This window comes from Agreia sp. VKM Ac-1783 (genome assembly GCF_900177765.1).
Lineage (GTDB): Bacteria > Actinomycetota > Actinomycetes > Actinomycetales > Microbacteriaceae > Agreia.
Genome location: NZ_FXWI01000005.1, coordinates 93,308 through 117,591, shown reverse-complemented (window position 1 = coordinate 117,591; position 24,284 = coordinate 93,308). Strand labels below are relative to the sequence as shown.

At 66.8% G+C, this 24,284-nt stretch carries 31 protein-coding genes; 21 read left to right on the top strand and 10 right to left on the bottom strand.

Translation table 11 applies throughout. The features are described 5' to 3' along the window. Window positions 1-4: 4 nt before the first annotated feature. The 5 genes from phnC to CCK87_RS16290 are packed head-to-tail and all read left to right on the top strand — an operon-like array spanning window position 5 to window position 5,700. Window positions 5-841 (top strand): phosphonate ABC transporter ATP-binding protein, encoded by an 837-nt coding sequence (gene phnC, locus CCK87_RS16310; protein ID WP_086462481.1) that lies wholly within the window; start codon window positions 5-7, stop codon window positions 839-841. Beyond that, window positions 838-2,613 carry an ABC transporter permease subunit gene (locus tag CCK87_RS16305; RefSeq protein WP_086462480.1) on the top strand — a complete coding sequence of 592 codons (1,776 nt, stop codon included), beginning with the start codon at window positions 838-840 and terminating at the stop codon, window positions 2,611-2,613. The genes phnC and CCK87_RS16305 overlap by 4 nt, the downstream gene beginning before the upstream one ends. Then, complete coding sequence (locus CCK87_RS16300; RefSeq protein ID WP_086462479.1) at window positions 2,610-3,779, top strand: TIGR03364 family FAD-dependent oxidoreductase; 1,170 nt, start codon at window positions 2,610-2,612, stop codon at window positions 3,777-3,779. Before CCK87_RS16305 ends, CCK87_RS16300 begins: the two co-directional genes overlap by 4 nt. Then, complete coding sequence (locus CCK87_RS16295) at window positions 3,776-4,498, top strand: phosphonatase-like hydrolase (RefSeq protein WP_086462478.1); 723 nt, start codon at window positions 3,776-3,778, stop codon at window positions 4,496-4,498. The genes CCK87_RS16300 and CCK87_RS16295 overlap by 4 nt, the downstream gene beginning before the upstream one ends. After that, entirely contained in the window at window positions 4,495-5,700 is a 1,206-nt protein-coding gene (locus CCK87_RS16290; protein ID WP_249273950.1) for a zinc-binding dehydrogenase, read from the top strand. The genes CCK87_RS16295 and CCK87_RS16290 overlap by 4 nt, the downstream gene beginning before the upstream one ends. On the opposite strand, the gene CCK87_RS16285 is transcribed toward CCK87_RS16290, so the two are convergent. Further along, on the bottom strand, window positions 5,697-6,446 hold the full coding sequence (locus tag CCK87_RS16285) for a GntR family transcriptional regulator (RefSeq protein ID WP_249273960.1): 750 nt from the start codon (window positions 6,444-6,446) through the stop codon (window positions 5,697-5,699). The genes CCK87_RS16290 and CCK87_RS16285 overlap by 4 nt on opposite strands. A 177-nt stretch (window positions 6,447-6,623) precedes the next feature. On the opposite strand from CCK87_RS16285, the gene CCK87_RS16280 reads away from it, so the two are divergent. Further along, window positions 6,624-6,890 carry a hypothetical protein gene (locus CCK87_RS16280; RefSeq protein ID WP_086462477.1) on the top strand — a complete coding sequence of 89 codons (267 nt, stop codon included), beginning with the start codon at window positions 6,624-6,626 and terminating at the stop codon, window positions 6,888-6,890. Between the two features lie 28 nt (window positions 6,891-6,918). Here CCK87_RS16280 and CCK87_RS18380 read toward each other — a convergent pair whose 3' ends face one another. Beyond that, on the bottom strand, window positions 6,919-7,086 hold the full coding sequence (locus CCK87_RS18380) for a hypothetical protein (RefSeq protein WP_170927328.1): 168 nt from the start codon (window positions 7,084-7,086) through the stop codon (window positions 6,919-6,921). Window positions 7,087-7,327: 241 nt separating this feature from the next. Here CCK87_RS18380 and CCK87_RS18375 point away from each other — a divergent pair, with 241 nt between their 5' ends. The 6 genes from CCK87_RS18375 (at window position 7,328) to CCK87_RS16250 (ending at window position 11,876) form a co-directional block, all read left to right on the top strand. Beyond that, complete coding sequence (locus CCK87_RS18375; protein WP_170927327.1) at window positions 7,328-7,489, top strand: hypothetical protein; 162 nt, start codon at window positions 7,328-7,330, stop codon at window positions 7,487-7,489. Beyond that, complete coding sequence (locus CCK87_RS16270) at window positions 7,467-8,165, top strand: DUF1275 family protein (protein ID WP_086462475.1); 699 nt, start codon at window positions 7,467-7,469, stop codon at window positions 8,163-8,165. The genes CCK87_RS18375 and CCK87_RS16270 overlap by 23 nt, the downstream gene beginning before the upstream one ends. A gap of 80 nt (window positions 8,166-8,245) precedes the next feature. After that, the gene (locus tag CCK87_RS16265) at window positions 8,246-9,022 is read left to right on the top strand and encodes an aquaporin (protein WP_086462474.1); all 777 of its coding nucleotides are present in this window, start codon (window positions 8,246-8,248) and stop codon (window positions 9,020-9,022) included. Continuing rightward, entirely contained in the window at window positions 9,019-9,492 is a 474-nt protein-coding gene (locus CCK87_RS16260; RefSeq protein ID WP_086462473.1) for a CrcB family protein, read from the top strand. Before CCK87_RS16265 ends, CCK87_RS16260 begins: the two co-directional genes overlap by 4 nt. Then, the gene (gene crcB / locus CCK87_RS16255) at window positions 9,489-9,860 is read left to right on the top strand and encodes a fluoride efflux transporter CrcB (RefSeq protein ID WP_086462472.1); all 372 of its coding nucleotides are present in this window, start codon (window positions 9,489-9,491) and stop codon (window positions 9,858-9,860) included. The genes CCK87_RS16260 and crcB overlap by 4 nt, the downstream gene beginning before the upstream one ends. Before the next feature lie 114 nt (window positions 9,861-9,974). Further along, window positions 9,975-11,876, top strand: coding sequence for an ABC transporter ATP-binding protein (locus CCK87_RS16250; RefSeq protein ID WP_086462471.1), 1,902 nt, complete (start codon window positions 9,975-9,977; stop codon window positions 11,874-11,876). Between the two features lie 245 nt (window positions 11,877-12,121). On the opposite strand, the gene CCK87_RS16240 is transcribed toward CCK87_RS16250, so the two are convergent. The 3 genes from CCK87_RS16240 to CCK87_RS16230 form a co-directional block, all read right to left on the bottom strand. Then, a complete protein-coding gene (locus CCK87_RS16240; RefSeq protein ID WP_086462469.1) occupies window positions 12,122-12,481 on the bottom strand; it encodes a DoxX family protein in 360 nt (119 codons plus the stop codon). Between the two features lie 5 nt (window positions 12,482-12,486). After that, window positions 12,487-13,068: a TetR/AcrR family transcriptional regulator gene (locus tag CCK87_RS16235; protein ID WP_086462468.1), complete on the bottom strand. Its 582-nt coding sequence runs from the start codon at window positions 13,066-13,068 to the stop codon at window positions 12,487-12,489. Window positions 13,069-13,132: 64 nt separating this feature from the next. Continuing rightward, window positions 13,133-13,984 (bottom strand): helix-turn-helix transcriptional regulator, encoded by an 852-nt coding sequence (locus tag CCK87_RS16230; protein WP_086462467.1) that lies wholly within the window; start codon window positions 13,982-13,984, stop codon window positions 13,133-13,135. A 228-nt stretch (window positions 13,985-14,212) separates the two neighbouring features. On the opposite strand from CCK87_RS16230, the gene CCK87_RS18140 reads away from it, so the two are divergent. The 3 genes from CCK87_RS18140 (at window position 14,213) to CCK87_RS16220 (ending at window position 15,236) form a co-directional block, all read left to right on the top strand. Further along, a complete protein-coding gene (locus tag CCK87_RS18140; protein WP_140162903.1) occupies window positions 14,213-14,386 on the top strand; it encodes a helix-hairpin-helix domain-containing protein in 174 nt (57 codons plus the stop codon). Window positions 14,387-14,454: 68 nt separating this feature from the next. Beyond that, window positions 14,455-14,736 (top strand): hypothetical protein, encoded by a 282-nt coding sequence (locus tag CCK87_RS16225; RefSeq protein WP_086462466.1) that lies wholly within the window; start codon window positions 14,455-14,457, stop codon window positions 14,734-14,736. An 83-nt stretch (window positions 14,737-14,819) separates the two neighbouring features. Beyond that, window positions 14,820-15,236 carry a VOC family protein gene (locus CCK87_RS16220; protein WP_140162902.1) on the top strand — a complete coding sequence of 139 codons (417 nt, stop codon included), beginning with the start codon at window positions 14,820-14,822 and terminating at the stop codon, window positions 15,234-15,236. 28 nt (window positions 15,237-15,264) lie between these two features. Here the strand turns inward: CCK87_RS16220 and CCK87_RS16215 are convergent, their stop codons facing one another. Together CCK87_RS16215 and CCK87_RS16210 are read right to left on the bottom strand one after the other, a co-directional pair. Next, window positions 15,265-15,645: a nuclear transport factor 2 family protein gene (locus CCK87_RS16215; RefSeq protein WP_170927326.1), complete on the bottom strand. Its 381-nt coding sequence runs from the start codon at window positions 15,643-15,645 to the stop codon at window positions 15,265-15,267. Further along, window positions 15,642-16,640, bottom strand: coding sequence for an acetamidase/formamidase family protein (locus tag CCK87_RS16210; protein WP_086462463.1), 999 nt, complete (start codon window positions 16,638-16,640; stop codon window positions 15,642-15,644). The genes CCK87_RS16215 and CCK87_RS16210 overlap by 4 nt, the downstream gene beginning before the upstream one ends. Before the next feature lie 267 nt (window positions 16,641-16,907). Between CCK87_RS16210 and CCK87_RS16205 the strand changes: the two genes are divergently transcribed. Next, entirely contained in the window at window positions 16,908-17,687 is a 780-nt protein-coding gene (locus tag CCK87_RS16205; RefSeq protein WP_086462462.1) for a Sua5/YciO/YrdC/YwlC family protein, read from the top strand. Between the two features lie 50 nt (window positions 17,688-17,737). Here the strand turns inward: CCK87_RS16205 and CCK87_RS16200 are convergent, their stop codons facing one another. Then, on the bottom strand, window positions 17,738-18,301 hold the full coding sequence (locus CCK87_RS16200) for a hypothetical protein (protein WP_086462461.1): 564 nt from the start codon (window positions 18,299-18,301) through the stop codon (window positions 17,738-17,740). Window positions 18,302-18,491: 190 nt separating this feature from the next. On the opposite strand from CCK87_RS16200, the gene CCK87_RS16195 reads away from it, so the two are divergent. Together CCK87_RS16195 and CCK87_RS16190 are read left to right on the top strand one after the other, a co-directional pair. Continuing rightward, a complete protein-coding gene (locus CCK87_RS16195) occupies window positions 18,492-19,316 on the top strand; it encodes an alpha/beta hydrolase (RefSeq protein ID WP_086462460.1) in 825 nt (274 codons plus the stop codon). Beyond that, window positions 19,309-19,902 (top strand): TetR-like C-terminal domain-containing protein, encoded by a 594-nt coding sequence (locus CCK87_RS16190; RefSeq protein ID WP_086462459.1) that lies wholly within the window; start codon window positions 19,309-19,311, stop codon window positions 19,900-19,902. The genes CCK87_RS16195 and CCK87_RS16190 overlap by 8 nt, the downstream gene beginning before the upstream one ends. A gap of 246 nt (window positions 19,903-20,148) precedes the next feature. Here the strand turns inward: CCK87_RS16190 and CCK87_RS16185 are convergent, their stop codons facing one another. Further along, window positions 20,149-21,078, bottom strand: a complete 930-nt coding sequence (locus CCK87_RS16185; protein WP_140162901.1) for a CPBP family intramembrane glutamic endopeptidase — start codon at window positions 21,076-21,078, stop codon at window positions 20,149-20,151. A gap of 109 nt (window positions 21,079-21,187) precedes the next feature. Here CCK87_RS16185 and CCK87_RS16180 point away from each other — a divergent pair, with 109 nt between their 5' ends. The 3 genes from CCK87_RS16180 (at window position 21,188) to CCK87_RS16170 (ending at window position 23,521) form a co-directional block, all read left to right on the top strand. Continuing rightward, entirely contained in the window at window positions 21,188-22,462 is a 1,275-nt protein-coding gene (locus CCK87_RS16180; protein ID WP_140162900.1) for a sensor histidine kinase, read from the top strand. Next, window positions 22,459-23,079: a response regulator transcription factor gene (locus CCK87_RS16175; protein WP_086462457.1), complete on the top strand. Its 621-nt coding sequence runs from the start codon at window positions 22,459-22,461 to the stop codon at window positions 23,077-23,079. The genes CCK87_RS16180 and CCK87_RS16175 overlap by 4 nt, the downstream gene beginning before the upstream one ends. Window positions 23,080-23,203: 124 nt before the next feature. Further along, window positions 23,204-23,521 (top strand): hypothetical protein, encoded by a 318-nt coding sequence (locus CCK87_RS16170; protein WP_086462456.1) that lies wholly within the window; start codon window positions 23,204-23,206, stop codon window positions 23,519-23,521. A 19-nt stretch (window positions 23,522-23,540) separates the two neighbouring features. Here CCK87_RS16170 and CCK87_RS16165 read toward each other — a convergent pair whose 3' ends face one another. Continuing rightward, window positions 23,541-24,239 carry a phosphatase PAP2 family protein gene (locus tag CCK87_RS16165; protein ID WP_170927325.1) on the bottom strand — a complete coding sequence of 233 codons (699 nt, stop codon included), beginning with the start codon at window positions 24,237-24,239 and terminating at the stop codon, window positions 23,541-23,543. Between the last annotated feature and the right edge of the window lie 45 nt (window positions 24,240-24,284).

The window sequence follows — 24,284 nt, the reverse complement described above, 5'->3', positions numbered from 1 at the left end:
TGCAATGACGAATCCCCAGACACCGACCGACACCGTGATCACGCTGTCGAGCGTCACGAAGCGCTTCGGCGCGACGACCGCTCTCAACGGCGCATCCATCGAGGTCAAGCGCGGCGAGATCGTCGTCCTCCTGGGACTCTCCGGATCGGGCAAGTCGACCCTTCTGCGCCACGTCGACGGGCTCGAGCAGCCCACCGACGGCAGCATCCAGGTGCTCGGAGAGAATGTTCCCGGGCTCTCCGGTCGACCCCTGCGCGCGCTCCGCAGCAAGGTCGGCTTCATCTTCCAGCAGTTCGAGCTCGTGCCCTCGCTCTCGGTGCTCGAGAACGTGCTCACCGGGGCACTCGCCACCCTTCGAGGCCCTCGGCTCGGCCTCTGGTCTTACGGCCGCACCAACAAGCTCGCCGCTCTCGGCCACCTCGACCGGGTCGGCCTGCTCGACCGCGCGTACCAGCGCGCCGACACCCTCTCCGGCGGTCAGCAGCAGAGGGTCGCCATCGCTCGGGCCCTCATGCAGAACCCCGAGATCCTGCTCGCCGACGAACCGGTCGCGTCGCTCGACCCGGAGTCCAGCGACCAGGTCATGGCTCTCATCCGCGAGATCGCCCTCGACCGCGGACTCACCGTGCTCTGCAGCCTGCACCAGGTCGATCTCGCCCTCTCGTGGGCCGACCGCATCGTGGGTCTTCGGCACGGCGAGGTCGTGCTCGACACCACGACAGTCGGACTGACGAAGGCGCAGGTGATGGAGATCTACGGCCGCGTCGCCACCACGACCCGTGAGCTGCAGGCCATCGAGGCAGAGCTGCTCGCCGACACCATCGCGGGCTCGGTGCGATGAGTACCGCGACCCGCACCTCTTCGAACAGCCGAGCGGGCAACCGCTCCGGATCGCGCGAGCCGAGCGGCCCCCAGACTCCTCCGGGCAGCGTCGCCGAACGCGCACCGCGCCGCCGCATCTCGCCCGAGCGCATCGCCGCCGGCATCACGCTGCTCGCCCTTCTCGCCGCGTCGATCGTGGCCCTCGACAACATCGGCATCGACCCCGCGAAGATGGCGCGCAGCTGGTCGAACGCAGAGCGCTTCTTCACTCGAGTCGGCGCCATCTCGTTTCCCGAACCCGGCGAGCTGCTCTACCTCACCGGCCTCACCCTGGGACTCGTGATCTGCGGCACGCTGCTCGCCGCGGTCATCTCGGTTCCCGTCGCCTACCTGGCGGCATCCAACACCACGCCCGGCAATGGCTGGCGAGCCTTCGCCCGGTTCTTCGGAGTGCTCACCCGCGCCATCCCCGACGTGGTCTTCGCGATGGTCTTCGTGCTGATCTTCTCGCTCGGTGCGCTGCCCGGCATCCTGGCCATCGGCATCCACTCGATCGGCATGATCTCGAAGATGTTCGCCGACGCCATCGAGCAGATCGACGAGGGTCCGCGCCTGGCCATCCGCGCCGGCGGAGGAAGCAAGCTCCAGGAGTTCATGGCCGGGGTGCTGCCCCAGGTGATGCCGTCGTGGGTGGCCACCGTGCTGCACCGCAACGACATCAACCTGCGCGGTTCGGTGATTCTCGGCTACGTCGGCGTCGTCGGTTTGGGCATGCAGATGTCGTTCGCGTTCAAGTCGCTCGACTACGGCCTCGGCCTCGGATTCGCCCTTGTGATCTTCGTGCTCTGCGTAGTGATGGAGGTCGTCTCCAGCGCCGTGCGGGCCGCCATGCTCGGCATTCAGCCGACCGGCCGAGGCCTCGGCGACCGGATGCTCCGAGGGCTCCGGCGCATCCGGCCCGGTTCTGCACGGCTCGGCGTTCAGGCCGCTGCCGCCTCCCCCGCCGCGATGCTGTACCGCCCGTGGAACAGTGCGCGGGTACGCAACACGGTGTGGGGATGGATCGCGGCGGCCGTCGTGGTCGGCAGCATCCTGATCTGCAACATCCAGTGGGGCGACCTCGTCACCGTATGGGCGAAGGTTCCGGCGATCGCGGTGCAGTTCTGGCCACCCTCGTTCGGCAGCTACGAAGCCTCGACGATGTTCGACGCCATGGGCGAGACCATCGCGATCGCGCTCGCCGCGACCCTCCTCACCGCGATCGTGTCGATCGTGGTGGGCTCGCTCGCCGCCCGCAACGTCGCCCCGAACAGCGGAGTGCGCGGGGGCATGCGGCTGCTGCTCGTGGTGGTGCGCGGCATTCCCGAGATCATCCTCGCCATCGTGCTCATCGTGATCTCGGGCCTCGGCACCCAGGCGGGCACGATCGCCCTGGCCATCGGCGGCGTCGGTCTGCTCGGCAAGCTGCTCGCCGACTCCTTCGAGGAGGTCAAGGCAGGCCCCGAGCGGGCGCTCACCGCGGCGGGTGCGTCGCGACTGCAGGTGTACGCCGGAGCCACCGTGCCGCAGGGGCTGCGCGCGATGATCGGCCACACCTTCTACATGATCGACTGCAACATCCGCTCCGCCACCCTTCTGGGCATCGTGGGCGCCGGCGGCGTCGGCTACTACCTGCTCAACGCGAGTCAGGGTTCTCACTACGGCGTCGTCACGGCGATCGTGCTGATGATCCTCGTCACCGTGCTGCTCGTCGAGGGTCTCGCGATCTGGATGCGACGGGTCTTCCGATGAGCGCGATCGAGCGTTTCGACGTGGTGGTGGTCGGGGCTGGCATCGTGGGGCTCGGCGCGGCCCTCGCCGCCGTCGATCGCGGATGCTCGGTGCTGGTCATCGACCGTGCGTCCGAGATCGCGGGCGCGAGCATCCGCAACTTCGGTCACCTCTGCTTCACCCCGCAGTCGGGCGTCGCCCGCGACTACGCGATGGCGTCACGCGAGATCTGGCTGCGCCTGGCGCGCGACGCCGGATTCTGGATCGACGACGCCGGCACCCTCGTGGTCGCCCGGCACGACGACGAGTTGCAGCTCCTCCGCGAGCTCGCCGCACAGCGGTCCCCACGATCCGCCGCAGACCGGGTCGAGATCGAACTCCTCGACGCCGCCGAGATCGAGACGCTGGCGGCCCTGCCCCCGGGCACCGCGGTGGGAGGGGCGCGACTGCCCCTCGACCTGCAGGTCGATCCGCGCTTCGCCGCCGCCGCCATCCGCGACCTCTTGTCGGGCCGCGGCGTCGAGTTCCGGATGCGCACGGCCGCCGGCCGCATCGCGAGCGGGCGGGTCGAGACCAGCCGCGGACCGGTCGACGCCGGAACCGTCGTCGTCGCGGTCAACCACGACATCGATCAGCTGTTCCCCGAGCTGGCCGAGCGATACGGCGTGGTGCGCTGCGGACTCGACATGATGCGCGTCACCGCCGACCTGCCGAGGCCGCTCACCGGGCCGCTTCTCACCGGATGGTCGCTCATTCGGTACAGCGCCTTCACGGGCATGGCCGCCTCGTCCGACGTGCGCGATCGACTCACGGCCGAGCGACCCGAACTGGCCGCGCTCGACCTCAACCAGATGTATACGCAGCGGCCCGACGGCTCACTCATCGTGGGTGACAGCCATTGGAAGGGCGCCACAGTCTCGCCCTTCCAGCCCGAAGCTGCGCCTCACGCGCTCCTCGACGAGTTCGAGACGCTGTTTCAGCGCCGGCCCGACGTGGTCGAGCGCTGGCAAGGCGTGTACGCCACGGCACCCGAGGAGTTCCTCATCGAGGAGATCGAGCCCGGCGTGCTCGTCACCATCGTGACCACCGGCATCGGCATGACCACCGGACTCGGCCTGGCCGAAAAGGTCGTCGGCGGACACCTCGACACCCTCGCCCGCACACTGACAGAAAGCACGATCTCATGACCCTCACCACTCCCGTTGCCTCCGCAGACTCCGCCGCCGCGATCGTTCCCGTCGAGCTCGTCGTTCTCGACATGGCCGGCACCACCGTCGTCGACGACGGCATCGTCGAGCAGGCCTTCGAACGCGCCGCCCGCCGCTCGGGTCTCGCGTCGACCCGGCCGCTCGAGGAGTCACTGCAGTACGTGCGCGACACCATGGGCCAGTCGAAGATCGAGGTGTTCCGCTATCTCACGCGCGGCGACGAAGACGCGGCTCACGCCGCGAACACGGCGTTCGAGGCGGCCTACGCCGAGCTCATCGACGAGATCGGAGTCGACCCGATCGCCGGCGCGGGCGACGCGATCGACGCGCTCCGGGCATCCGGCATCAAGGTCGCACTCACCACCGGCTTCTCGCCCGTCACCCGCGACGCCGTGCTCGCCCGCCTCGGCTGGCAGGTGGATGCCGCGCTGTCGCCCGCCGACGCCGGTCGCGGCCGCCCCGCGCCAGACCTCGTTCTCACCGCCCTCATGGCGACCGGTGCGAGCTCCGTCGCATCCGTCGTCGTGGTCGGCGACACCATGAGCGACATGCGCTCGGGCCGCAACGCAGGCGCGGGCCTCGTGGTGGGCGTCACCACCGGGGCACACAACCGTGAGCAGCTCGAGGCCGCGGGCGCCGACGTCGTGCTCGACAGCGTGTGCGAGCTCGCATCCTTGCCTCAGCTGGCTGCTCGGTGATCCTCTTTCGCAGCCGCACCTCGACACCTTTGGCTGAGCCGCCAGCCGTCGCTGCTGTCACGCGCCTGCAGCTCGACCCGGCACCCACGGCCATGGTCTGGGTGCAGCCGGGTCAGAAGCACGAGTGCATCGCTGTTCCGACGGTGTCACTGGCCCCCGGCGACGCGTTGGTGGCCATCGAGCTCGCAACTATCTGCGGCTCCGACGTGCACACCACCCAGGGGCATCGCAGCGCCCCCACACCTCTGGTGCTCGGGCACGAGCAGGTCGGGCGGGTGGTCGCTGTGGGCGTTGGAGCCGTCACGTCGACGGGCGAGCCGCTCGACGTGGGCGAACGGGTCGTGTGGTCGCTGACCCTCGGATGCGACAGCTGCGACACCTGCCTGCGCGGGCTCCCACAGAAGTGCGAGACGGTCAGAAAGTACGGCCACGAACGGCTCGAGGCCGGATGGGAGCTCAGCGGCGGGTTCGCCTCTCACGCGCACCTCCGCCGCGGCACGGCCATCGTTCCCGTCTCTCGCGTGCTGCCCGCCGCAGTGCTGGCACCGGTCTCGTGTGGAACGGCGACGGCGGTCGCTGCACTCGACGCAGCATCCACCATCACTCCGCTCGACGGCGCCGTCGTGATCGTGTTCGGAGCCGGTCTCATCGGGCTCACCGCGAGCGCGCTCGCCACCGACCGGGGAGCGCGCGTGATCGTCGTCGATCCGGCCCGGCGTCGTCGAACCCTCGCCTCGCGGTTCGGCGCTGCGGCCACCGTCGATCCCACCCTGAAGACAGGCGACCCGGGATCGCTCGAGGCCGCGATCGACGGGATCGGGACGCGTCCGCTCGTGGCGATCGAAGCATCCGGATCGGTTCTCGCCGTCGCGTCGGCGATCGACTGCCTCGGCACCGGCGGAGTCGCCGTTCTCATCGGCAGCGTGTCACCCTCGGCGGCCGTGCCGATCGACCCCGAGGCCATCGTGCGAGGGCTGATCACGATTCGTGGAGTGCACAACTACGCCCCTCGGCACCTGGAGGAGGCGGCCCGATTCGTCGAGGCTCGACACGATGCCTACCCGTTCGCAGACCTCGTCGGAGCGACGGTCGCCTTGGGTGACCTCGATGACGGCATCGAGGCGGCGGCCGGCGGGGGTGCCGTGCGCATCGGTGTGTCCCCCAGCCTCGAACCGGTGGGATCGCGCACGCAGACCGGCTAGGCGCCGATCGAGCCGATCGCGCGGATGAAGTGGCTGCCTTCTCGGGCGCGCCCTGACGCCGAGACGGTGAAGCGGATGATGTCGCTGCGGTAGCGGTCATCCGACGCCTCGAAGATGCGACCGTCGGGGCCTCGCGTTACGCGGTGCAGGCGCAGAATCGGCGCTCCGGGCTCGACGTCGAGGAGCCGGCTGTCGAGTTCGTCGGCAGCGACGGCGTCGATCTCGTGGTCGACGTCTTGGTAGCCGAAGCCTCGCTCGTTCAGGTACTCGGTGATCGAGACGGTGTCGAGATCGACATCGAAGAGAACACGGCCCACCTCCTCGATGAACGTGAGGCGTTCGAGCATCGTCGGTCGGCCGTCGAGCAGGCGCAGACGCACGACGTCGACGATCGGGGCACCCTTCTCGATTCCGAGCGCCCGGGCCTTGTCCTCGTCGGCGCGACGAAGGGAGACCTCCTGGGTCTGGGCACCAGGCTGCGTTCCCATCTGCTCCGCCCAACGCGTGAACGGGATCGACACATCCGCCGCCTGCTGCGCCTTGCGCTCGGCGACCCTGGCGGGGCGACCACGACGGGTCTCGATGAGCCCCTCGTTTCTCAGCGCCGCGAGCGCGTTGCGAATCGGGCCGCGGGAGCTGCGCCACAGGTCGGCGAGCTCTCCCTCGCTCGGCACGTCGTCACCCGGGGACAGCTCGCCGCTCACGATCTTGCGGCGCAGGTCATCGGCGATCTCGACGTACAACATGGCAGACACGTAGGCATACTAGTTGGCCCGAACGACGGGCGGACGAGGCCCGAGGGTTCAGACGTTTGTCGTGCCGTCGCGAACAACCCCCGGAGTAACGTCGCAGTCACGCTCCGGAGGACAACTGAGAGGGTCAGCACGTCGATGCCGGGGCCAGCCAACGGAACGAGGACAGCCATGCATGCACCCAGCGATCTGACGCCCGAAGCCCGACGCGTTCTCGATCAGATCGAGTACCACCCCACGACGCACAACCTGGGCTGGCACGACCTGGTCGTCATGCTCAAAGAGGTCGCCACGGTCGACGAGAGCCACGCCGGCGCGAAGGTCGTCGTGCACCTGGCCAATCAGCGGCTCGAGCTGACTCGACCCGAGGGCACTCCCGTGAGCGAGCAGACGCTGCTCGAACTGCGCCGCATATTCAAAGACGCCGGGTTCATGTGATGCCCAGACTCGACGGTCAGGCCATGCGTCACTCTGATCCGTCGGCCGCCTGAATCAAGTAGTCCACGGCGGTGAGGAGGTTGTGCAGCGCCTGGCGCTCCACGGAATCCTCGGGGAGCTTCTGAATGTCATAGCTCGCAGCACTTGCGGCTTTGCGCGCTTCGGAGAGCGCTGCTTGGGTTTCGAGGTCGGCCATGATCTGCTCCTTTATCTGCGTGTTGAGAGTCCGTTCAGCGGTGCTGCACGGTGTCGTGTCGATCCTCATCCACCAGGTGCTCGGTTGTCTACGACTCTTGTCGAGCATGACGAGTATGTGTACGCCGAAGAGGTGCAGCAGGGGCCAGGCTTTCGACGTTTGTCGCGTGGCGGCATCCGGCCTCGCGGGTAGTGTCGCGAGGGCCCGCATGTGCCAGCCACTCTCTCAGATCGGAACTCGTATGAGCCTGCCAAGCGACCCCAATCAAGACGGATTCGAGTTCGCCGGCGAACCGGCCGACGCCGACGCATCCGAAGCGATTCTCAGTGAGCTCGCCGACAGCGACGACGCAGCGGAGGACGAAGAAGCAACGACTCTCGATGACGTCGACACCGCCGAGTGAGTCCCGCGGACGCACCGTTCACGTCAGCCTGCTGCTGCTGTCGTTCGGTTCTGGCGCGGCCGACGCGTTCGCGTTCCTCGCACTAGGCGGCATCTTCACCGCCAACATGACCGGCAACCTCATCTTGAGCGGCATGTTCTCGAGGCCGGAGTTTCTGCAGACCTTCATCGGCTCCGTCACGGCGATTCTGGCCTTCGCCGCCTTTCTCTACCTCGGCTTCCGGCTGACGAGCGCGCATCGCCCGCCGACGAATTCGCCCCGCGCCACGACCTGGACCCATCTCTTGGTCGGCTCGATCGTGCTGCAGGCGATCGTTGTGCTGGTCTGGGTCTTCGAATGGGCCACGGCCCCGAACGGCCAGATTCTCGCAGTGGCGCTCGCCTCTGCGGCGTTGGCCCTGCAGACGGTCGCGGCCCGGCGCCTGTCGGATCGCTCGGGCGTCACGACCACCTATGTCACGGGCACACTGACGAGCACGATGGAAGCCCTGGCCGAACGCAGCTCCTCCGGACAGTTCATTCGCGTTCTCAGCATTCTCATGCTGCCACTCGGGGCTGTCTGCGAGACCGTGGTCATCGCATCCGCCAAATGGGCCGGGCCCATACTGCCGCTGGCGGTGGCTCTCGCGGCGGCGGCGGCTGTCGTCATTGCCGGGAGGGTTGTTCGCCGGACGTAGGCAAAGATTGCTCAGTTCGTCGAATCGTCTCGCGACAGCAGTCCGAGTGTGCTGAGCGGGATCTTCTTTAGCCTGGCGGCATGACGAATCCCCAGCACCGGCCGTTTCCCGCTGCGTCTCGCCCTGGCTCGCGTGCTGCCGCCGAATTCGCGGGAACGTTTCTCCTCGTCTTCGGCCTCGTCGGAGCAGCGCTGTTCACGGCGCCCGACTCGAATGGGGCGGCCGCGCAACCCGGAACGGGCCTGTTGGGCATCGCGCTGGCACTCGGCCTGGCCGTCACGGCAGGGGGTTTCGCGTTCGGCCCGATCTCGGGCGGTCACTTCAACCCGGCCGTCACGCTGGGAACCGCGATCGCGGGGCGTCTGCCGTGGCGCCTGGTGCCGGTCTACCTGGTAGCCCAGATCGTGGGCGCAATCGTCGGTGCGACGGCGGTCTACGGGCTCGCATCCGGAGCGAAGCAGAGCTTTCTCGAGAAGGCCGTGTCATCGGGATTCGCGTCGAACGGTTTCGACTCGTTGTCGCCGGGGCAATTCGGGCTGCTCCCCGTTGCGGCGGTCGAGACGATCGCTACCGCTGTGCTGGTGTTCGTTGTGCTCGCTGCTACCCACCCGGTCAAAGGAACTCCCTTGGCACCTCTTGTGGTCGGCCTCACTCTCACCTCCATGCTCCTGGTCGCGCTGCCGATCGACAACGCGTCGATCAACCCGGCACGGTCGATCGCCACGGCACTCTTCGGCGGGCCCGAGTGGCTAGCGCAGAGCTGGGTCTTCATCGTGTTCCCGCTCCTCGGCGGCGCGCTGGCCGCACTCGTATATCCGCGCCTGTTCGCGCCGCGCGAAGAACAGCCCGCGTCATGAGCGCTCTCGGTCAGCAGACCGCGGTGTCACGGGTTCCGGATGCGCCGAAGCCCGACTATCGCACCTGGTCAGCGGTGTGGCTGGTGTTTCTGGGCGGCGCCATCGGCACGCTCGCCAGGGAGTCGCTCGACCTGATCACGCCGGCGCACAATCTGCCGCACACGACCTTCATCATCAACGTGGTCGGCTCGTTCGCACTCGCCGTGATCTATTCGCTCATTCAGCTGCGGGTCGAGACTCCGCCCGCTCAACGTCGTCTTCGGCTGCTCCTCGGCACGGGCTTCATGGGCGGCTTCACCACCTACAGTTCGTTCTCCGTCGCGGTCGCGACCGAGGCGGCATCCGGTTCTGTGGCTGACGCAGCCCTTCTCGCCGTGGCGAGCATCGTCGTCGCAACCATCGCGGCGATGACGGGACGCTGCCTCGTCGAGACCTTCGTCACGAGGCCGACATCCGGGAGCAAGCGATGACCGATTTCTTGCCGCTCACCGTGATCGCCATCACCATCGCCGGCGGGCTCGGGGCCGTCGCGCGCCTCGTTCTCGGCGGAGCCATCCAACACGCGGTGCGCACGTCTTTTCCCATCGGCACACTGGTCATCAACGTCAGCGGGTCGTTCCTCTTGGGGCTCGTCATGAGCGCCGCTCTCGCGCCGGCCGGCCCGGCCTGGCTCGCCATAGCGGGCACGGGATTCTGCGGCGGCTTCACCACCTTCAGCACGGCGAGTGTCGACAGCGCCGACCTGCTGCTCAAACGCCAATGGATGCCTGCGGCGACCTACGCCGTCGGCACGGCTCTCGCATCGTTCGGCGCAGCGGCGCTCGGGTACTCGATCTGACGAGGTCCCCTCTCAATCGACGACTTTTCGCCAAGTCGGGCGCCCGCTGGTCAGAACCTCGAGCATGACCAGTCAGACTTTCATTGTGGCCTGGTGCCCTCGAAAGGAATTGCTATGAGCATGGAGAGCGCGGCCTGGAGCTCGCTGTACAAGATCTCGTCTGCCAGAGACGGCAAGCACGGGTTCTCCCGTGAGTCCGTGCGGCGCATCCTGACGTTTGCGGTGCCCTACCGAGCCAAGCTGCTGATCTTCATCGCGCTCTCCGTCGTGGGGGCCTTCCTCGCGGTCGCGACGCCGGTACTCGCCGGCCAGGTGGTCAACGTCATCGTCGCCAGGGGCGCGGTCTCGACGATCGTGTGGCTCGCCGTCGTCATCGCCCTCGTGGCCGTGGCTGACGCCGCAGTCTCGCTCGTGACGCGCTGGTTCTCGGCCCGAATCGGCGAAGGCGTGATCCTCGATCTGCGCACCGCCGTCTTCAATCACGTGCAAAAGATGCCGATCGCGTTCTTCACTCGCACCCGAACGGGCGCCCTCGTGAGCCGCCTCAACAACGATGTGATCGGCGCTCAGCAGGCCTTCAGTGGCACGCTCTCCGGGGTGGTCACCAACGTGGTTGCGCTGATCCTCACCCTGATCGTCATGCTCAGCACGTCGTGGCTCGTGACGATCCTGGCCGTGATCATGCTGCCCCTCTTCTTGTTTCCTGCACGCCGCATGGGCAGCCGACTCGCTGCCCTGCGCCGCGAGGCCGCCGACCACAACGCCGCTATGAGCACGCAGATGACCGAGCGCTTCTCGGCTCCCGGCGCCACCCTCGTGAAGCTGTTCGGCCGGCCCGACGACGAGGCCGAGGAGTTTCGCGTGCGCGCCGCCCGCGTGCGAGACATCGGGGTGCGCTCCGCGATGCTGCAGTTCGTCTTCGTCACCGCCCTGACGCTCGTCTCCGCCCTCGCCCTCGCGCTCGTCTACGGGCTCGGCGGCTTCCTCGCCCTCGCCGGCCAGCTCGACACCGGCGACGTGGTCACGCTGGCTCTGCTGCTCACCCGCCTCTACGTACCGCTGACCGGCCTCGCGAGCGCCCGGGTCGAGATCATGAGCGCGGTGGTCAGCTTCGAGCGGGTCTTCGAGATTCTGGATCTCGAACCGCTCATCCAGGAGAAGCCCGACGCCGCATCCGTGCCCGAAGGGCCCGTGTCGGTCGAGTTCGACGATGTGCGCTTCGCCTACCCGTCTGCCGACAAGGTGTCGCTCGCGTCGCTCGAAGAGGTGTCGACGCTGGACACCCGCGGTGGCGAGGAGGTTCTGCACGGCCTGTCCTTCAGGATCGAGCCGGGTCAGACCGTCGCCCTCGTGGGTACGTCTGGTGCCGGCAAGTCCACGATCGCGCAGCTGCTCTCGCGCCTCTACGACGTCGACAGCGGCGCAGTGCGCCTCGGGGGCACCGACGTGCGCGACGTCACCTTCGCGTCGATGCGGCACACCCTCGGCATGGTGACCCAAGACGGCCACCTCTTCCACGAGACCATTCTTTCCAATCTGCGTCTCGCGAGGCCGGATGCATCCGATGACGACGTGTGGGACGCTGTGCGTCGTGCGCGGCTCGAGCCGCTGATCCGATCGCTGCCCGACCAGCTCGACACGATGGTGGGAGAGCGGGGCTACCGGCTGTCGGGCGGTGAACGCCAGAGGATGACCATCGCGAGGCTCCTGCTCGCGCAGCCGCGCGTCGTCATCCTCGACGAGGCGACTGCGGCGCTCGACTCGACCTCGGAGGCCGCCGTGCAGGCGGCGCTCAGCGAGGCGCTCGAGGGGCGCACCGCGATGGTGATCGCGCACCGCCTCTCGACCATCCGAAGCGCAGACCTGATTCTCGTCGTCGAGGACGGCTCGATCGTGGAGCGGGGCACGCACGAGGAGTTGCTGGCTGCGGGCGGGCGGTATGAGGAGTTGCACCGCACGCAGTTCGCTGTGCAGAAGGATGTTGCGGCGGATGAAGACGTGCCGACCGCGTCCTGATCGCAGTTGAACCGTCTCTAGCCGACGATCGGTGCTGCACGGGCTTCGGAGTTTCCAGCCTCAGCGACGATCTGCAGCGCTCGCTCGAGGACCTGCAGGTCTTCCACCGTTTCCACGGATGACACCTTTCCCCAGCGGAGGGTCATGAACTGGAAAACGAGATTCTCGTAGCGTTCGCGATTCGGGAGCGGACCGCTGACACGGTTGCGCACGGCGATCCGCGTCTTCCTTGCGATGCAGAAACCCTAGAGGATGAGCGACAGCACGAGGACCGCGACGGAGAGCAGGAGCATGCCGAGGCAGTTCATCCAGAATGCCTGTCCGGTATTGCGTGCTCGCAGGTGAGCGACTGCTGCGCTGCAGAAGTAGATGATCACGGCGACGTTCGCCGAGAGTGCGACACCGGGCACCCAGATGCCCACGATCAGACCAACCACCGCCAGGGTCTTGATGACAATCAAGGTCCACCACCAGTCACGCGGAAAGCCGACACCGTCGAGGCAGTCGCTGATGAATTTGGGCGGTCGCACCGACATCGCCGCATCGACGAACAGCACGAAAGCGAGCAGGGCCGTCGGCCACCACACGTCGGGAATGAGGATCATCTCGGTTACTCCTTGCAGGTGCAGATAGCAGCGAACGTGGCGTGCAGGCTGTCGGTGAGTTCGCCTTCGTCGATCGTCGTGCGCGCCGACCAGCTGAAGAGGGTGCCGAGGTAGGCGAAGTAGATCGCCTGAGCCGTCGGTGCGACGGCTCCGAGCGTGGTGCATCCGTGACGCGTGATGGTGGAAGTGATCTCGTCTACGAGCAGTTTGGCGAGACGCGAGAAAAGGGGCGACGGCTCTCTTCCCGAAACCTGGATCGACGCGTACGTCCTCGACAGATCTTGCCGACTCGCGAACAGAGAGACGAACGGCCGCACGAGATTCACGATGTGCTGGGCGCACGACGTGTCATCGCCGGCATCGGATGTCGACCGCTCGTGACCGGCCTCGATCAGTCCATCGAAGATCTGTACCAGCAGAGCGTTCTTGTCTCCCGTCGCCATCACCGAGCCGACGCTCACGCCGCTCGCCTCCGCAATGTCGCGAATCGTCGCGGCGTCGAACCCGCGCTCACGGAAGAGTCGATCCGCCGCGGCGAGCACCCGCTCCCGGGTCGCTTCGCGCAGCTCTGTGCGTGTTGCTGCCAACTAATTCCTCCAATGAACGCATTCAGTGAACACGTTCATTCTACGGTAAAGCCAATGACACCGTCTAGTTGCCGAGACTCCGGTCGGTCACTGATTGAGTATTGGCGACCCGCGGCCGGTAGGCCAGGGCGATGAGTTCGCTGCGCGATGAGGCATGGAGCTTGTTGAGAATGCTGCCGACGTGGGACTTGACGGTGGTCTCTGCAATGAACTCCTCGCTCGCGATCTCGCCGTTCGACAGGCCTTCGGCGACTCGATAAAAGATCTGCCGCTCGCGAGGGGAGAGCGGAGCCAGAAGTAACTCCGTCGATGTCCGCGCCGCCGGCTCCGAGCTGGGCGCAGAAGCCGATTCGACCTCGATGACGCGCCTTGCTTTGCGGCCGTACCGCCAACATCCGGCCGCCAGAGCGAGGCAGACGACACACCACACAGCGGCACCCTGAACGATCTCGATCGAGTCCCACGACTTTCCGTTGATGGTTCCATAGCTTCCCGAGATCGACAGTGACGGAAAGTTCAGAAGGGCCGTCACGACCACAGCACCAGCGACAAGGGAGGGGATGACGACCCACCGGCTCACAGGAGGGGCGCTGAGGCCGAGGAGAAACACCAAGACAGCCAAGAACAGATATGCGGTCCAACTCACCTGACTGAACCGGGCCGGCCAGAAGAGCAGCTGGGCCAGCAGCAGCGTGCCTGTCATCCCTACCGACCACGCGGGACTCAACCGCGACACGGCAACAGAGAGGCCGAATCCCGCGGCGACCGCGACGCCGTACGGGCTGGTGAAGGAGGTGTCTGAGCGCAGCGACACGGCATCGGTGAATCCATCGGACTCGCTCGCCCACCACACCAACACGAACAGGATGGCCACCAGGGGCTCGACCGCCCACCGAAATCGTCTGACAGGTTGCATGCCATCACGTTAGGTCGAAGACGACGTCGGATGTCGGCGGATGGAGGCCGGTCCTACCAAAGGAGGAGCGATTTCATCCTCGTTGTCTCCGTCGGGTCGGGTCCTCCTCCACCGTCCGCGCGCCTTCGTCAAGTCAGGGCGCAGACCGAACGTCTTCGCTGAGGGATGTCGGCACGAGGTGACCGACCGACTTACGGGCCGCTCCGACGGAGGCGTACCCTAAAAATCATGGACGATCCCCGGCCCCTTCCCGCCATCGGGGCGCCGGCAACTCGTGCGCTGGCCGAGGTAGGGGTGCGGAACCTCGACGACCTGGAGAATGCCGATCTCGCATTTCTCGCGACACTTCATGGAGTCGGACCGAAAGCCATCGCACTCTTGAGAGCCGAGTTGGAGAGCTGACTCGGGCGCCCAGTGGCTTGCTCAAAATGCCGTACGCCCCGCACGCCTGAACGCGCCACAATACGTACATGACCAAGAACGCGAAGGCTCTGAACAAGCTGTTGTCGGCTCTAGAGAAGCACTCCCTTGTGGCCAACGCCGACAAGAGCTCCATGAAGCAGATCGAACGCGCCACGTCGCGCGTGAGGGAGGCGGCCAGCCTTTACTTGTCCTCCCTACCCGCCAAGAAGGCCATGCCCAACCCGTTCCTCGACGTACTCGATGATCGGCTCGACGATGACACTCGCGCGACGCTGGCCGCTGAATGGAACGAAGCCGTTCAGAAAATTCAGGAGAAGCCGGAGAAGTAGATTCGTGATCGTCGCGTCTCGGATGCCGTCGGGGTGACCCCACGAGGGCTCGTCACGCGGCGGCACCCGCTCGTAGGCTGGCGATGATCACACCGCCCGACGGAAAGAGGTCTGTGATGTCGGATCAGCCAGCAGCAGTGGAGTTCGCCGGGGTCGGCAACGTCTTCTACTTCGTCGACGATCTCGACGCCGCGGTCGAGTGGTATTCGGCGCGACTGCAACGCGAGCCGGTCGTGCGCGGCGGAGCACTCGTGGCCTTCGACCTCGACGGCACCAGGCTGACACTGCATCAGAAAGACGAACTCAATTCGCCGGGGCCGGCGGGAACCAGCCCCTACTGGACGGTCTCCGACGTCGACGCCTTCGTCGAGGAGTGGACCAACAACGGCGCGGTGGCACATCGAGGGCCGAAGACGGTGTTCACGGGTGAGCGCCTGTGCCAGCTGCTCGACCCTTTCGGCAACCTCTTCTCGGTGAGAGAGGCCGCGCCGAATAGCTGATGGCGAGGCGCCTTGTGCGCATCCGGTTCTAACCGACGGAGCGGCGGGCGATCAGCCACGTGCCATCCGTCTTGCGCAGTGACTGCGAGATGCTGGCGACGGCGCGCACCTCGCCGTCAGCACCTATCAGGGTGAGGGTGGAGTGGGCATCCGCGGTTGCGTCGTCACTCGACGTGACGACGACATCGCTCGTGACATGCCGCGTGCCGACAGGTTCAGCCGCCCAGATGCCACCAATCGCCGACCGAACTGCGTCGCGGCCGGAGGCAGCACCCTGAATTCCATCCAGCACCATGTCGGGCGTCGTGAGTGCGAGATACCCGTCGACGTCGCGTGCCGTCGCGAGCTCGTCCGCTCGACGAACGACCGCGACGATCTGCTGCTGATCAGCGTCGGACAGCGCGCTCACGTAGCGGGCCTCAACCATGCATTGATCTGAGCCACCTTGTCGGGAGAGAACACCCGCTTCGGAACCACGCCGTGCACCGTCTTCGCGGGTACCGATGAGTAGGCCGATCCCGTCTGGTTCGCGAACTGGGTGACCCGAAAGCTCACCGAGAGGCTGCACAGAGCGTAGGCCTCACTCTCACTGATTCCCGCTGCGACGTGAAGCCACGCGATGAGGCCGCGCAGGCACTGCACGAGCGCGTCGTCGAGGGTGTCACTGAACCCGAACCCGATCCACTCCGTCTCTGTCTCGACCAACGGCCCAGACAAGGGAACGTCTTTGCGGAGGTCGTAGCGGATCACGAGTTCTTCGGCGGCCGTCTCGATCGCCGTCTGGTCGACGACGCCGTCGCCTTGAACCGCATGGATGTCTCCGAACCAGACCCGTCCCCCCGGTTTGAACACGGGAAGGAAGACCGAGGTGCCGGCCGTGAGCGAGTTCAGCACGAGGTTTCCGCCATATGGTCCAGAGAGGATGGCGCTCGTCGCGTTCTCGCCGGCCGGTTCGGTGCCGATCACTCCCACGAAAGGGTTCAGATCGAACTCGACACCGGAGACGAATTCGGCGCGCCGGCGGTCGTCGTCGAAGCGGAAGTAGTGCAGATAGGGCTCGGAGAAATCATGGGGTAGCGCTCCGACGCCGAGAGGGAAGCTGTTCCAGCCCCAATCCAGAGTCCTCAGCGTCTCGATGCTGCACTCGATGACATCGCCAGGCTCGGCTCCGACGACTTCAACGGGGCCGAGCATCGAGTAAGGGCCCTGCGGATACTTGTGGCGCAGCGGCTCCCGCTCGGCGAACGTCATGCCGAACACGGCCTCGTTTCCCCAATGAGTCCAGGTGTTGGGAAACGACACACGGTCTCCCGAGGCGATCGACACGACCGGCGGGGCCGTCGGGTCGAGATAACCGGATCGGATGGTGTCAGTGGTCGATTCAACGACGTGCGGCTCAGGCATTGCTCCCCATTCAGCTCGGTAGTGCCATCTTGCTCGACGCAGCGGGCCGCCGGATGCGTCAATTGTCGCGATCTCACGCTCGCACCGCTTAAACGGATCCCCAGCTTCGCTCCCGCCTTGAAGACGCTGAATGCCCGCCGCTAAAGCCGCCGTCAGGCATCCGGCACCACGTCGACGACCGTACGATCAACTTGCTCAGACGATCGTCTAATGAGATCGCCGGGGCGTACATCATTCACCGCGTCACGACCCACTGAACGGAACCCGATGAGCACGACACCCATCCACTGGACTGGCGGCACCCCCACCGAGGCCGTCGACCTTCTCTCGGGCGAAGGCGGCATCGCCGTCGTCGCCACCAAGGTCGGCTACATCATCATGACGAGCGACAAGGAGGGACTCGAGCGCAAGTTCGACGCCAAGGAGCGCAACCGCAACAAGCCCGGAGTCGTGCTGGTGAGCTCGCTCGAGATGCTGCGCAAGCTGGCTCAGCTCACCCCGGAGATCGACTCGCTCTACGAGCGGTGCTGGAATGAAGACGTGCTGCTCGGATGCATCCTGCCGTGGAGCGAGGAGGGCAAGGCGTCGCTGCCCGCCGATGGTTCGGACGAACTCATGATGGATACCCGAGGCACGTCGTGCTTCGTCATCAAGTTCGGTCTTCCGGCCGAGAACACGGCCCGCGAACTCTACGAGACGCACGGCAAGATCGCCTTCGCCAGCTCGGCGAACCCCTCGGGCAAGGGCAACCGGGGTCTCGTCGAGGGAATCGGCGAGCGCATCTTCGACGCCGCCGACGTGATCATCGAGGCAGACGACTACGTCGCGTCGATCCAGCCCGACAAGGATGCCGACAGCCGCTACGAGCAGGGCGTCATGGTGTCGATGGTCGACGTATTCGGCACTCTCGTGCCCGAGCAGAACGGGCAGCGATCGATCACGCCCGCTCCGACGCTCATTCGCAAGGGACTGGCGGTAGACCGCATCATGTCGCTGCTGGCCGACACATTCTCGAGCTGGGACTACCGACAGGGCGAGTACTACTAAGCCCGGCTCGGCAGGCGGGTGTCGGCCGGGTGCGGGCCCGGCCGGCACCTCTAATGTCGCGGCCCTCTCGGCCTGCCATCCTCATCGCGCGACGCGGCCATCGCCGCCGTCGCGTCGAATTGCGTCATGATCAGCGCCGCCGTACTGGCGAAGCCGGCACCGAGCGCGATGAGAAGTGACGGAATGTATGCCGTCGCAGGAGGCACCCAGCCACCGATGACCCACGGAAGCGCCACCATCACGACGACGGCCACCGTGCACGCCCACTGATTGACCACGAGGGCCATGGAGTTGCCCGAGCCGCCCCGCCGCAGCATGCGCAGTCCGGTATCGACAGTGGTGAGCACGACGAACAGGCCTAGAGCGATGAACGTCACCGCACCCCAGATCGGCTCGAACGCCGCGAGCGCCAGGGCGACGAAGAGCGGCACGGTGTAGATGATGAAGACCCAGCGCACTCCAGAACGCAGATAGCGATCGGCGGCATCCGACGACATCATCATGCGGTGCAGATCGGTGTCGATATAGAAGAAGACACCCACGATGAACGTACCGATCAGGGTCGATGCGACGCCGGCGACACCGAGGAGGAACTCGTTCACGTTCAGAAGCATCGTCGAGCCACCACCTTGACATCGATGTTCGTTCGGTCGACACCGTCGGCCTTCGACGGGCACCTAAGAACTATCACAGCCACCGCCGTCGCGACATAGGCATCAGGAGGGCGGCGATCCGCAGACGCCACGACGAGCAATTCCAACGTTGGCTATTGACGTTAGCCAAACGGGAATGCATACTAGCTACATGACAACATCATCGCCTTCCACTCGCTACATCAAGCGGCCCGAAGGCCGCATCGCCTACGACGTTCAGGGCGCCGGCCCCCTCGTCGTCCTCGTTCCCGGCATGGGCGATCTCCGCGCCACCTACCGCTACCTGACCCCCGAGCTCGTCGCGGCCGGATACACCGTCGCCACCACCGACCTTCGCGGCCACGGAGACAGCGACATCACCTTCTCGTCTTACGGCGACCCCGAGACCGCTGGCGACATCGACGCCCTGATCGACGAGCTGGGCGGAAAGGCCGTGATCGGCGGCAACTCGCTCGCGGCGGGCGCGGCGGTCATCGTCGCCGCAGCGCACCCCGAGAAGGTCTCGGGCCTGCTGCTGTTCGGTCCGTTCGTGCGCAATCCACAAGCGTCAGGGTTCGAGACCTGGATGTTCCGCACGATGATGGCTCCGCTGTGGGTGACCACCATGTGGAAGGCCTACATGCCGACGCTCTACAAGGGCACGAAGCCCGCCGACTTCGAGCAGTACCGCGCGCGCGTGGTCGCTAGCCTCAAGCGCCCCGGATACGGCAAGGCGTTCTCGCTCACGACCAGGCAGACCGACCACGCCCCCGCAGAGGCCAGCCTCGGCAAGGTCGCGGCTCCAGCCATCGTCATCATGGGTGATAGTGATCCCGACTTCAAGAACCCGGTCGGCGAAGCCCAGTGGATCGGTGAGAAGCTGCACGCCGACGTCGTCATGGTGCCCGACGCCGGGCACTACCCGCAGTCGCAGCGTCCCGAGATCACCACGCCCGCGGTTCTGGGCTTCCTCCGCACAGTGGCTCCCGTTGCCTAGGGCGGGCCTCACTCGCGACGGCGTCGTCGAGACGGCCGCGGTCATGGCGGATGAGGTGGGGCTCAACACCCTGACCCTCGCCGCCCTGGCCGAACGACTCGGCGTCAAGCAGCCCTCGCTCTACAAGCATCTCGATTCGCTGGCGGGCCTGCACCGAAGCGTCTCTCTGCTCGCCAAACGCGAACTCGGAGAGGCGATCTCGCGCGCCGCCGTCGGTCGCTCCGGCTCCGACGCCATCTTCGCCATGTCGCATGCCTACAGAAACTGGGCGATCCAGCATCCCGGCCGCTACGACGTCACGCAGACACCGGCCTCCCCTGGAGATACCGAAGACGAGAACACCATGATGTCTGCGGTGCAGGTCATCGCCGATGTGCTCACCGCGTATCGGCTCGAGGGCGACGACTCGGTCGACGCGATCCGCGCCTTCCGCTCGCTTCTCCACGGATTCGTGTCGCTCGAGACCACGGGAGGATTCGCCCTCACGGCGGACATAGACCGCAGCTTCGAGCGGCTGATCCGCGGCTTCACGGTTGCACTGGACCACTGGACCGACCCGGCCGATCGCTCGGACTCCCGCGACTAACGTACGGAGCGGTTCGGAACGAGCTAACGGAGCACGAATCGGTCGACACGCCGCCACCCAGGGCTCTGAGAGCGGCATGTTGCTCAAAACGTGCTTCTTTAGCCCGGAGAAGCACGACATGGTCGACAGCCCGATGGCCAACTGAGGACAACTTGGTTGCGCCCTCGCCCCAAGGTGCAGAGTTCGGGAGCTGAATCCGCTGGACTTCTCTGCTCCTCGCAATATGTCCTCCTTTCGCGCCGGCTCTCAGCTCTGGCCGTCGAGAATGCGCTTGCCCCGGCGCAGGGCGGTGACCACCAGCACAAGCCCGAGCGCCGCCTGCACTCCGCCGATCACAAGCCACGATGCCACCGGCTCGACCTGGTGCAGGAACGCCACCGCGAGGTAGTTGCCCACGTGGAATCCTCCGTGAACGCCGACGGCCGCCCACAGCGAGCCCGTGCAGAGCAGCAGCCCCACCGCGAGCAGCGCGAAGCCGAACGGCAGGGCGAGGTAGAGCACGTGCTCCGCTGCCGACTGCTGCCCGCCGCTCGACACGAGGTGGATCACCGTGAACGCCAGAGTCGTCACGACCACCGCGAGCACCGGTCGCTCGCGCAGACTCCAGAGAAGCATCCCGCGAAACAGCAGTTCCTCGGGAATGCCCTGCTGCAGGAAAGCCAGGCCGAGGTAATAGGCGATCAGCAGCACGATCATCAGCGGCGTAGCCTCCTGACCGCCAGGCAACTGCGAGTCGTCGAGCACCGGTCCCGTCGCCGGCAGCAACGCCACGACCGCGAACGCGCTGCCCGCCGCTATCACGACTCCTAGCAGCAGCCACAGAATCGAGCGCCTGCCCCAGCGCCAGCCGGCGGCGCGAATCGGGGCGCGCTCGACCCACCGCATCCAGAGCCACACGCAGAGCACCACGAGGCACAGCACGATCGCCTGCAGCACGAACGCCAGCGCGAAGACCCACGGCGATGACCCTTCGACGATCTCGGTCGTTCCCGGAATGAGCAGGATGGCGGCGGGCAACAGCCCGGCGACGAGGTTCGCGATCATCAGGATGCCGATGGCCACCACGACACGAACGGCGATGCCGAGCGGGCCGAGGCCGAGTCGTGGAGACCCGGGCGACGACGCGGGCGACGTGGGGGCGGCAGGCGGGGTGGATGCGACGGGTGCGGTGGTCATATCCAGCACGCTACGGAGCCGCACGGCATCCGGCCCGCCCCTGGGGTCACGACGAAACGTGACCGCGGTCACGTGCGGCCGGACCCGGCGACTGCATACGCTGAAGAGTATGCCCAGCATCCCGACCCGCCGCGCCCTGCTGCTCGACCTCGCCGCGGCCATCGGGTTGGGTGGGCCGGCGCTCATGGTGCTCGACTCTTTCGACAGCAGGCCCGGCGAGGCCACGATGTCGGTCGTGCTGCTGCTGATCGCCGCCATTGTGATCTGGGTGCTGTGGCGCCGCTCCGGGCAGAGGTCACGCACCGCTGCGATCGCCTTCGTGATCGTCGCCACGGCGACCCTGATGCTCGGCAACGGCGTTCTCTATTACGGCATAATCTGGGCGGCCTGTCTTATGCTCGGTGTCACCTTCGCGAGGGGTGCCGTCGTATGGGGCTACGCCGCGGCACTGGTGACGTTGTCCGTGGCGCTGCATCTCTCGTCCGGCAGCTCGATCGAACTCCTAGTGGCCGAAGCGATCGGCGCCGCGTTCTTCACCGGCATCGCTGCCGCGGTCGCGGGCATCTTGCGAGACAGCTTCAGCGTGGGCGAGGCCCTGCGCGGCGCGCTCGAGCAACTGGATGCGGCCAACGCCGAGTTGCGGGGGCGCCTCGACACCGACCGCGACCTGGTGCTCGCCGAGGAGCGCGAACGCACCGCGCGCGAGCTGCACGACGGACTCGGCCACCGCCTCACCGCCATCGGCCTCTCGCTCGACTACGCCGCCCGAGTCGACGACTCGGATGCCGCGCGTGACGAGCTGCGCCGCGCCCGCGACCTGGTCGGCGAGTCCCTGGATGCGATGCGCCGGCTCGTGCGCGCGATGCACCCGGTCGAGCTCAGCACGTTGGGCAACGCGGAGGCATTCCGTGCCGTGGCCGAGGCATTCAGAGGCACAGGCATCGACATCCGCGTGGCGATCGAGGGCGACGACTCTGCACTGAGTCACGAGCGCTCGCTTCTGCTGCTGCGCTTCGTGCAAGAGGGGCTCACGAATGTGGTGCGGCACTCGAACGCGAGCGAGGCGGAGCTGCGCGTGGTCGTCGGTTGCGGCGCCAGCGACGAGCTGCGCGACGGCGCCGTGAACGCCGTACTCGAGGATCGCGGAGGCCCATCGTCGAGCGCCTCGGCGGCCTCGTTAACTCCGGGCTTCGGCCTTCGTTCGCTGCGCGCGCGAGCCGAGGCACTCGGCGGAACGCTCGACGCCACGCCCACCGCGTCCGGCTTCCGACTGTCGCTCGCCCTGCCCACGCCGGCGCAGGCGTCGGTCGAGGCACGACCGCTCCCGGCGAGCGCGACGGCGGGCACTGACACGGCCGCTGCAGTCACGGGCTATGCCGCATGACCGGCATCCGCGTTCTCATCGTCGACGATCAAGAGTTGCTGAGGCGGGGTCTGCGCATGATCCTCGAGACCGACCCGTCGATCGACGTGGTCGGCGAGGCCGAGAACGGCACGCGCGCCCTCGCACTGATTCCCCAGCTGGCCCCCGACGTAGTGCTCGCCGATGCCCGCATGCCCGTGCTCGACGGGCTCGGGCTGGTGCAGCAGTGCGCGGCGTCGCATCCCGGGCTGCCCGTGCTCGTGCTCACGACCTTCGACGATGCGCGCCTGGTGCGCGAGCTGCTCGACGCCGGCGCCGCCGGCTTTCTTCTCAAAGACATCTCGACGGATGCGCTGACGGATGCGATCCGTCAGGTTCTGGGCGGGGGCCTCGTTCTCGACCCTCGTGTCGCACGAGCCGCGCTCTCCACCGCCGAGCCGAGCGAGCGGCATCCGGCTCTCACCGAGGCGGAACGCGCCGTCGCCGACCTCGTCGCGCGAGGCATGCCGAATGCCGAGATCGCGGCGCGCCTGCACCTGGCACACGGCACGGTGAAGAACACGGTGTCGGCACTGCTGCGCAAACTCGACGAGCCCGATCGCACGGCGCTGGCGCTGCGGCTCGCGCGCACGCGCTGAGTCGATCGCCCTGTTCAAGGGTTCACTCTCGGCACTAATGCGCAATATGCTTTCCACAGCGCTCTTCCCAGACCCCGAAGTTTCGCAGGCCGCAGTTTGCCGCAATCAGGTGGGGAACCGATCGATGCGCACGGTGACATGCCAGGGAAGAACCTTCGTCACGACGAATGACGTCGCCGACGCGCTCCGCAACTTCTACGAGGCAGCCCAACGACGTGGGCGTGTCGTTCGTATAGACGTACCGATCGTCACCGACTCCGCGACAGGAGAGAATCTGCTCTCCCTCGTCTTGATTCCTGGGGATCAGTTGCACGTCGCTCCGAGCGACGAGCCCGATGTCGATCTCGACACGGCCCCTCTCGTCGAGTCGTTGACCAGGCGCAAGATGGCCTGGATCTCGCACCGGACCGACCACCATCGTGACACCGAGGCGCCGGTGTGAGCGACGCGGAACTTCTCGCCTAGCGCCTGCCTGGCCAGAACCGGGCGAGGATCCAGTCGACCCACACGACGCGGGCCGCCGGCGCCACGAGCAGAGCCCAGGCGACGGATGCGACGGCATCCGTCGGATAGTGCAGGCCGTCGATCACGACCGACAGCACGACGACCGCGACGAAGAGTGCGCCGACGATCACCCCGACACGAAACCAGCGCGTGCCCGCGAGCAGGTACAGCGCGGCGATCACCAGTGCCACGATGAAGACGGTGTGCCCGCTCGGGTACGAGGCATCGACCGCCGCCGGAACGGTGGGGTGTGCGAGCGCCTGCGCATCCGGTCGTGGCCGATCGACCAGGATCTTCACGAGGTCGGAAGGGACCCAGGTGAGAGCGACGACGCCGGCGAACGCCGCGGCCCTGCGCCAGTGCCGCCCGACGAAGCCGATCGCCACGGCGACGAGTGCCGTGCCGACGATGGCGGGGCCCGGGCCGATCACCACGTAGACAGCCGAAGTGACGGCGCCGAGGGCGCCGGTGTGCAGAACGTTGAATGCCTGGGACAGCTGCTGGTCGACGGGGTGGGATCGCAGCAGGAACCCGAGAAGCGTGAGCGCCACGATCGCGACGGCGGCCACGATGAGCGTTCGACGAGGATGCGGGTCGGCACGAAGAATGTGCGAATGCGCTCCGGGCGTCGGTGCGGCGTGCTTCACGGAGGGCATACGGTCCATTCGGTTGTTCGCGGGTGCACCAAGCGTAGGCATCCG

What these genes read in the sequence shown, in the direction of transcription:
- phnC (WP_086462481.1), top strand. Translation starts at nt 5, where the DNA reads ATGACGAATCCCCAGACACCGACCGACACCGTGATCACGCTGTCGAGC.
- CCK87_RS16305 (WP_086462480.1), top strand. Translation starts at nt 838, where the DNA reads ATGAGTACCGCGACCCGCACCTCTTCGAACAGCCGAGCGGGCAACCGC.
- CCK87_RS16300 (WP_086462479.1), top strand. Translation starts at nt 2,610, where the DNA reads ATGAGCGCGATCGAGCGTTTCGACGTGGTGGTGGTCGGGGCTGGCATC.
- CCK87_RS16295 (WP_086462478.1), top strand. Translation starts at nt 3,776, where the DNA reads ATGACCCTCACCACTCCCGTTGCCTCCGCAGACTCCGCCGCCGCGATC.
- CCK87_RS16285 (WP_249273960.1), bottom strand. Translation starts at nt 6,446, where the DNA reads ATGTTGTACGTCGAGATCGCCGATGACCTGCGCCGCAAGATCGTGAGC.
- CCK87_RS16280 (WP_086462477.1), top strand. Translation starts at nt 6,624, where the DNA reads ATGCATGCACCCAGCGATCTGACGCCCGAAGCCCGACGCGTTCTCGAT.
- CCK87_RS18380 (WP_170927328.1), bottom strand. Translation starts at nt 7,086, where the DNA reads ATGGCCGACCTCGAAACCCAAGCAGCGCTCTCCGAAGCGCGCAAAGCC.
- CCK87_RS18375 (WP_170927327.1), top strand. Translation starts at nt 7,328, where the DNA reads ATGAGCCTGCCAAGCGACCCCAATCAAGACGGATTCGAGTTCGCCGGC.
- CCK87_RS16270 (WP_086462475.1), top strand. Translation starts at nt 7,467, where the DNA reads ATGACGTCGACACCGCCGAGTGAGTCCCGCGGACGCACCGTTCACGTC.
- CCK87_RS16265 (WP_086462474.1), top strand. Translation starts at nt 8,246, where the DNA reads ATGACGAATCCCCAGCACCGGCCGTTTCCCGCTGCGTCTCGCCCTGGC.
- CCK87_RS16260 (WP_086462473.1), top strand. Translation starts at nt 9,019, where the DNA reads ATGAGCGCTCTCGGTCAGCAGACCGCGGTGTCACGGGTTCCGGATGCG.
- crcB (WP_086462472.1), top strand. Translation starts at nt 9,489, where the DNA reads ATGACCGATTTCTTGCCGCTCACCGTGATCGCCATCACCATCGCCGGC.
- CCK87_RS16250 (WP_086462471.1), top strand. Translation starts at nt 9,975, where the DNA reads ATGAGCATGGAGAGCGCGGCCTGGAGCTCGCTGTACAAGATCTCGTCT.
- CCK87_RS16240 (WP_086462469.1), bottom strand. Translation starts at nt 12,481, where the DNA reads ATGATCCTCATTCCCGACGTGTGGTGGCCGACGGCCCTGCTCGCTTTC.
- CCK87_RS16230 (WP_086462467.1), bottom strand. Translation starts at nt 13,984, where the DNA reads ATGCAACCTGTCAGACGATTTCGGTGGGCGGTCGAGCCCCTGGTGGCC.
- CCK87_RS18140 (WP_140162903.1), top strand. Translation starts at nt 14,213, where the DNA reads ATGGACGATCCCCGGCCCCTTCCCGCCATCGGGGCGCCGGCAACTCGT.
- CCK87_RS16225 (WP_086462466.1), top strand. Translation starts at nt 14,455, where the DNA reads ATGACCAAGAACGCGAAGGCTCTGAACAAGCTGTTGTCGGCTCTAGAG.
- CCK87_RS16220 (WP_140162902.1), top strand. Translation starts at nt 14,820, where the DNA reads ATGATCACACCGCCCGACGGAAAGAGGTCTGTGATGTCGGATCAGCCA.
- CCK87_RS16210 (WP_086462463.1), bottom strand. Translation starts at nt 16,640, where the DNA reads ATGCCTGAGCCGCACGTCGTTGAATCGACCACTGACACCATCCGATCC.
- CCK87_RS16205 (WP_086462462.1), top strand. Translation starts at nt 16,908, where the DNA reads ATGAGCACGACACCCATCCACTGGACTGGCGGCACCCCCACCGAGGCC.
- CCK87_RS16200 (WP_086462461.1), bottom strand. Translation starts at nt 18,301, where the DNA reads ATGCTTCTGAACGTGAACGAGTTCCTCCTCGGTGTCGCCGGCGTCGCA.
- CCK87_RS16195 (WP_086462460.1), top strand. Translation starts at nt 18,492, where the DNA reads ATGACAACATCATCGCCTTCCACTCGCTACATCAAGCGGCCCGAAGGC.
- CCK87_RS16185 (WP_140162901.1), bottom strand. Translation starts at nt 21,078, where the DNA reads ATGACCACCGCACCCGTCGCATCCACCCCGCCTGCCGCCCCCACGTCG.
- CCK87_RS16180 (WP_140162900.1), top strand. Translation starts at nt 21,188, where the DNA reads ATGCCCAGCATCCCGACCCGCCGCGCCCTGCTGCTCGACCTCGCCGCG.
- CCK87_RS16175 (WP_086462457.1), top strand. Translation starts at nt 22,459, where the DNA reads ATGACCGGCATCCGCGTTCTCATCGTCGACGATCAAGAGTTGCTGAGG.
- CCK87_RS16170 (WP_086462456.1), top strand. Translation starts at nt 23,204, where the DNA reads ATGCGCACGGTGACATGCCAGGGAAGAACCTTCGTCACGACGAATGAC.
- CCK87_RS16165 (WP_170927325.1), bottom strand. Translation starts at nt 24,239, where the DNA reads ATGCCCTCCGTGAAGCACGCCGCACCGACGCCCGGAGCGCATTCGCAC.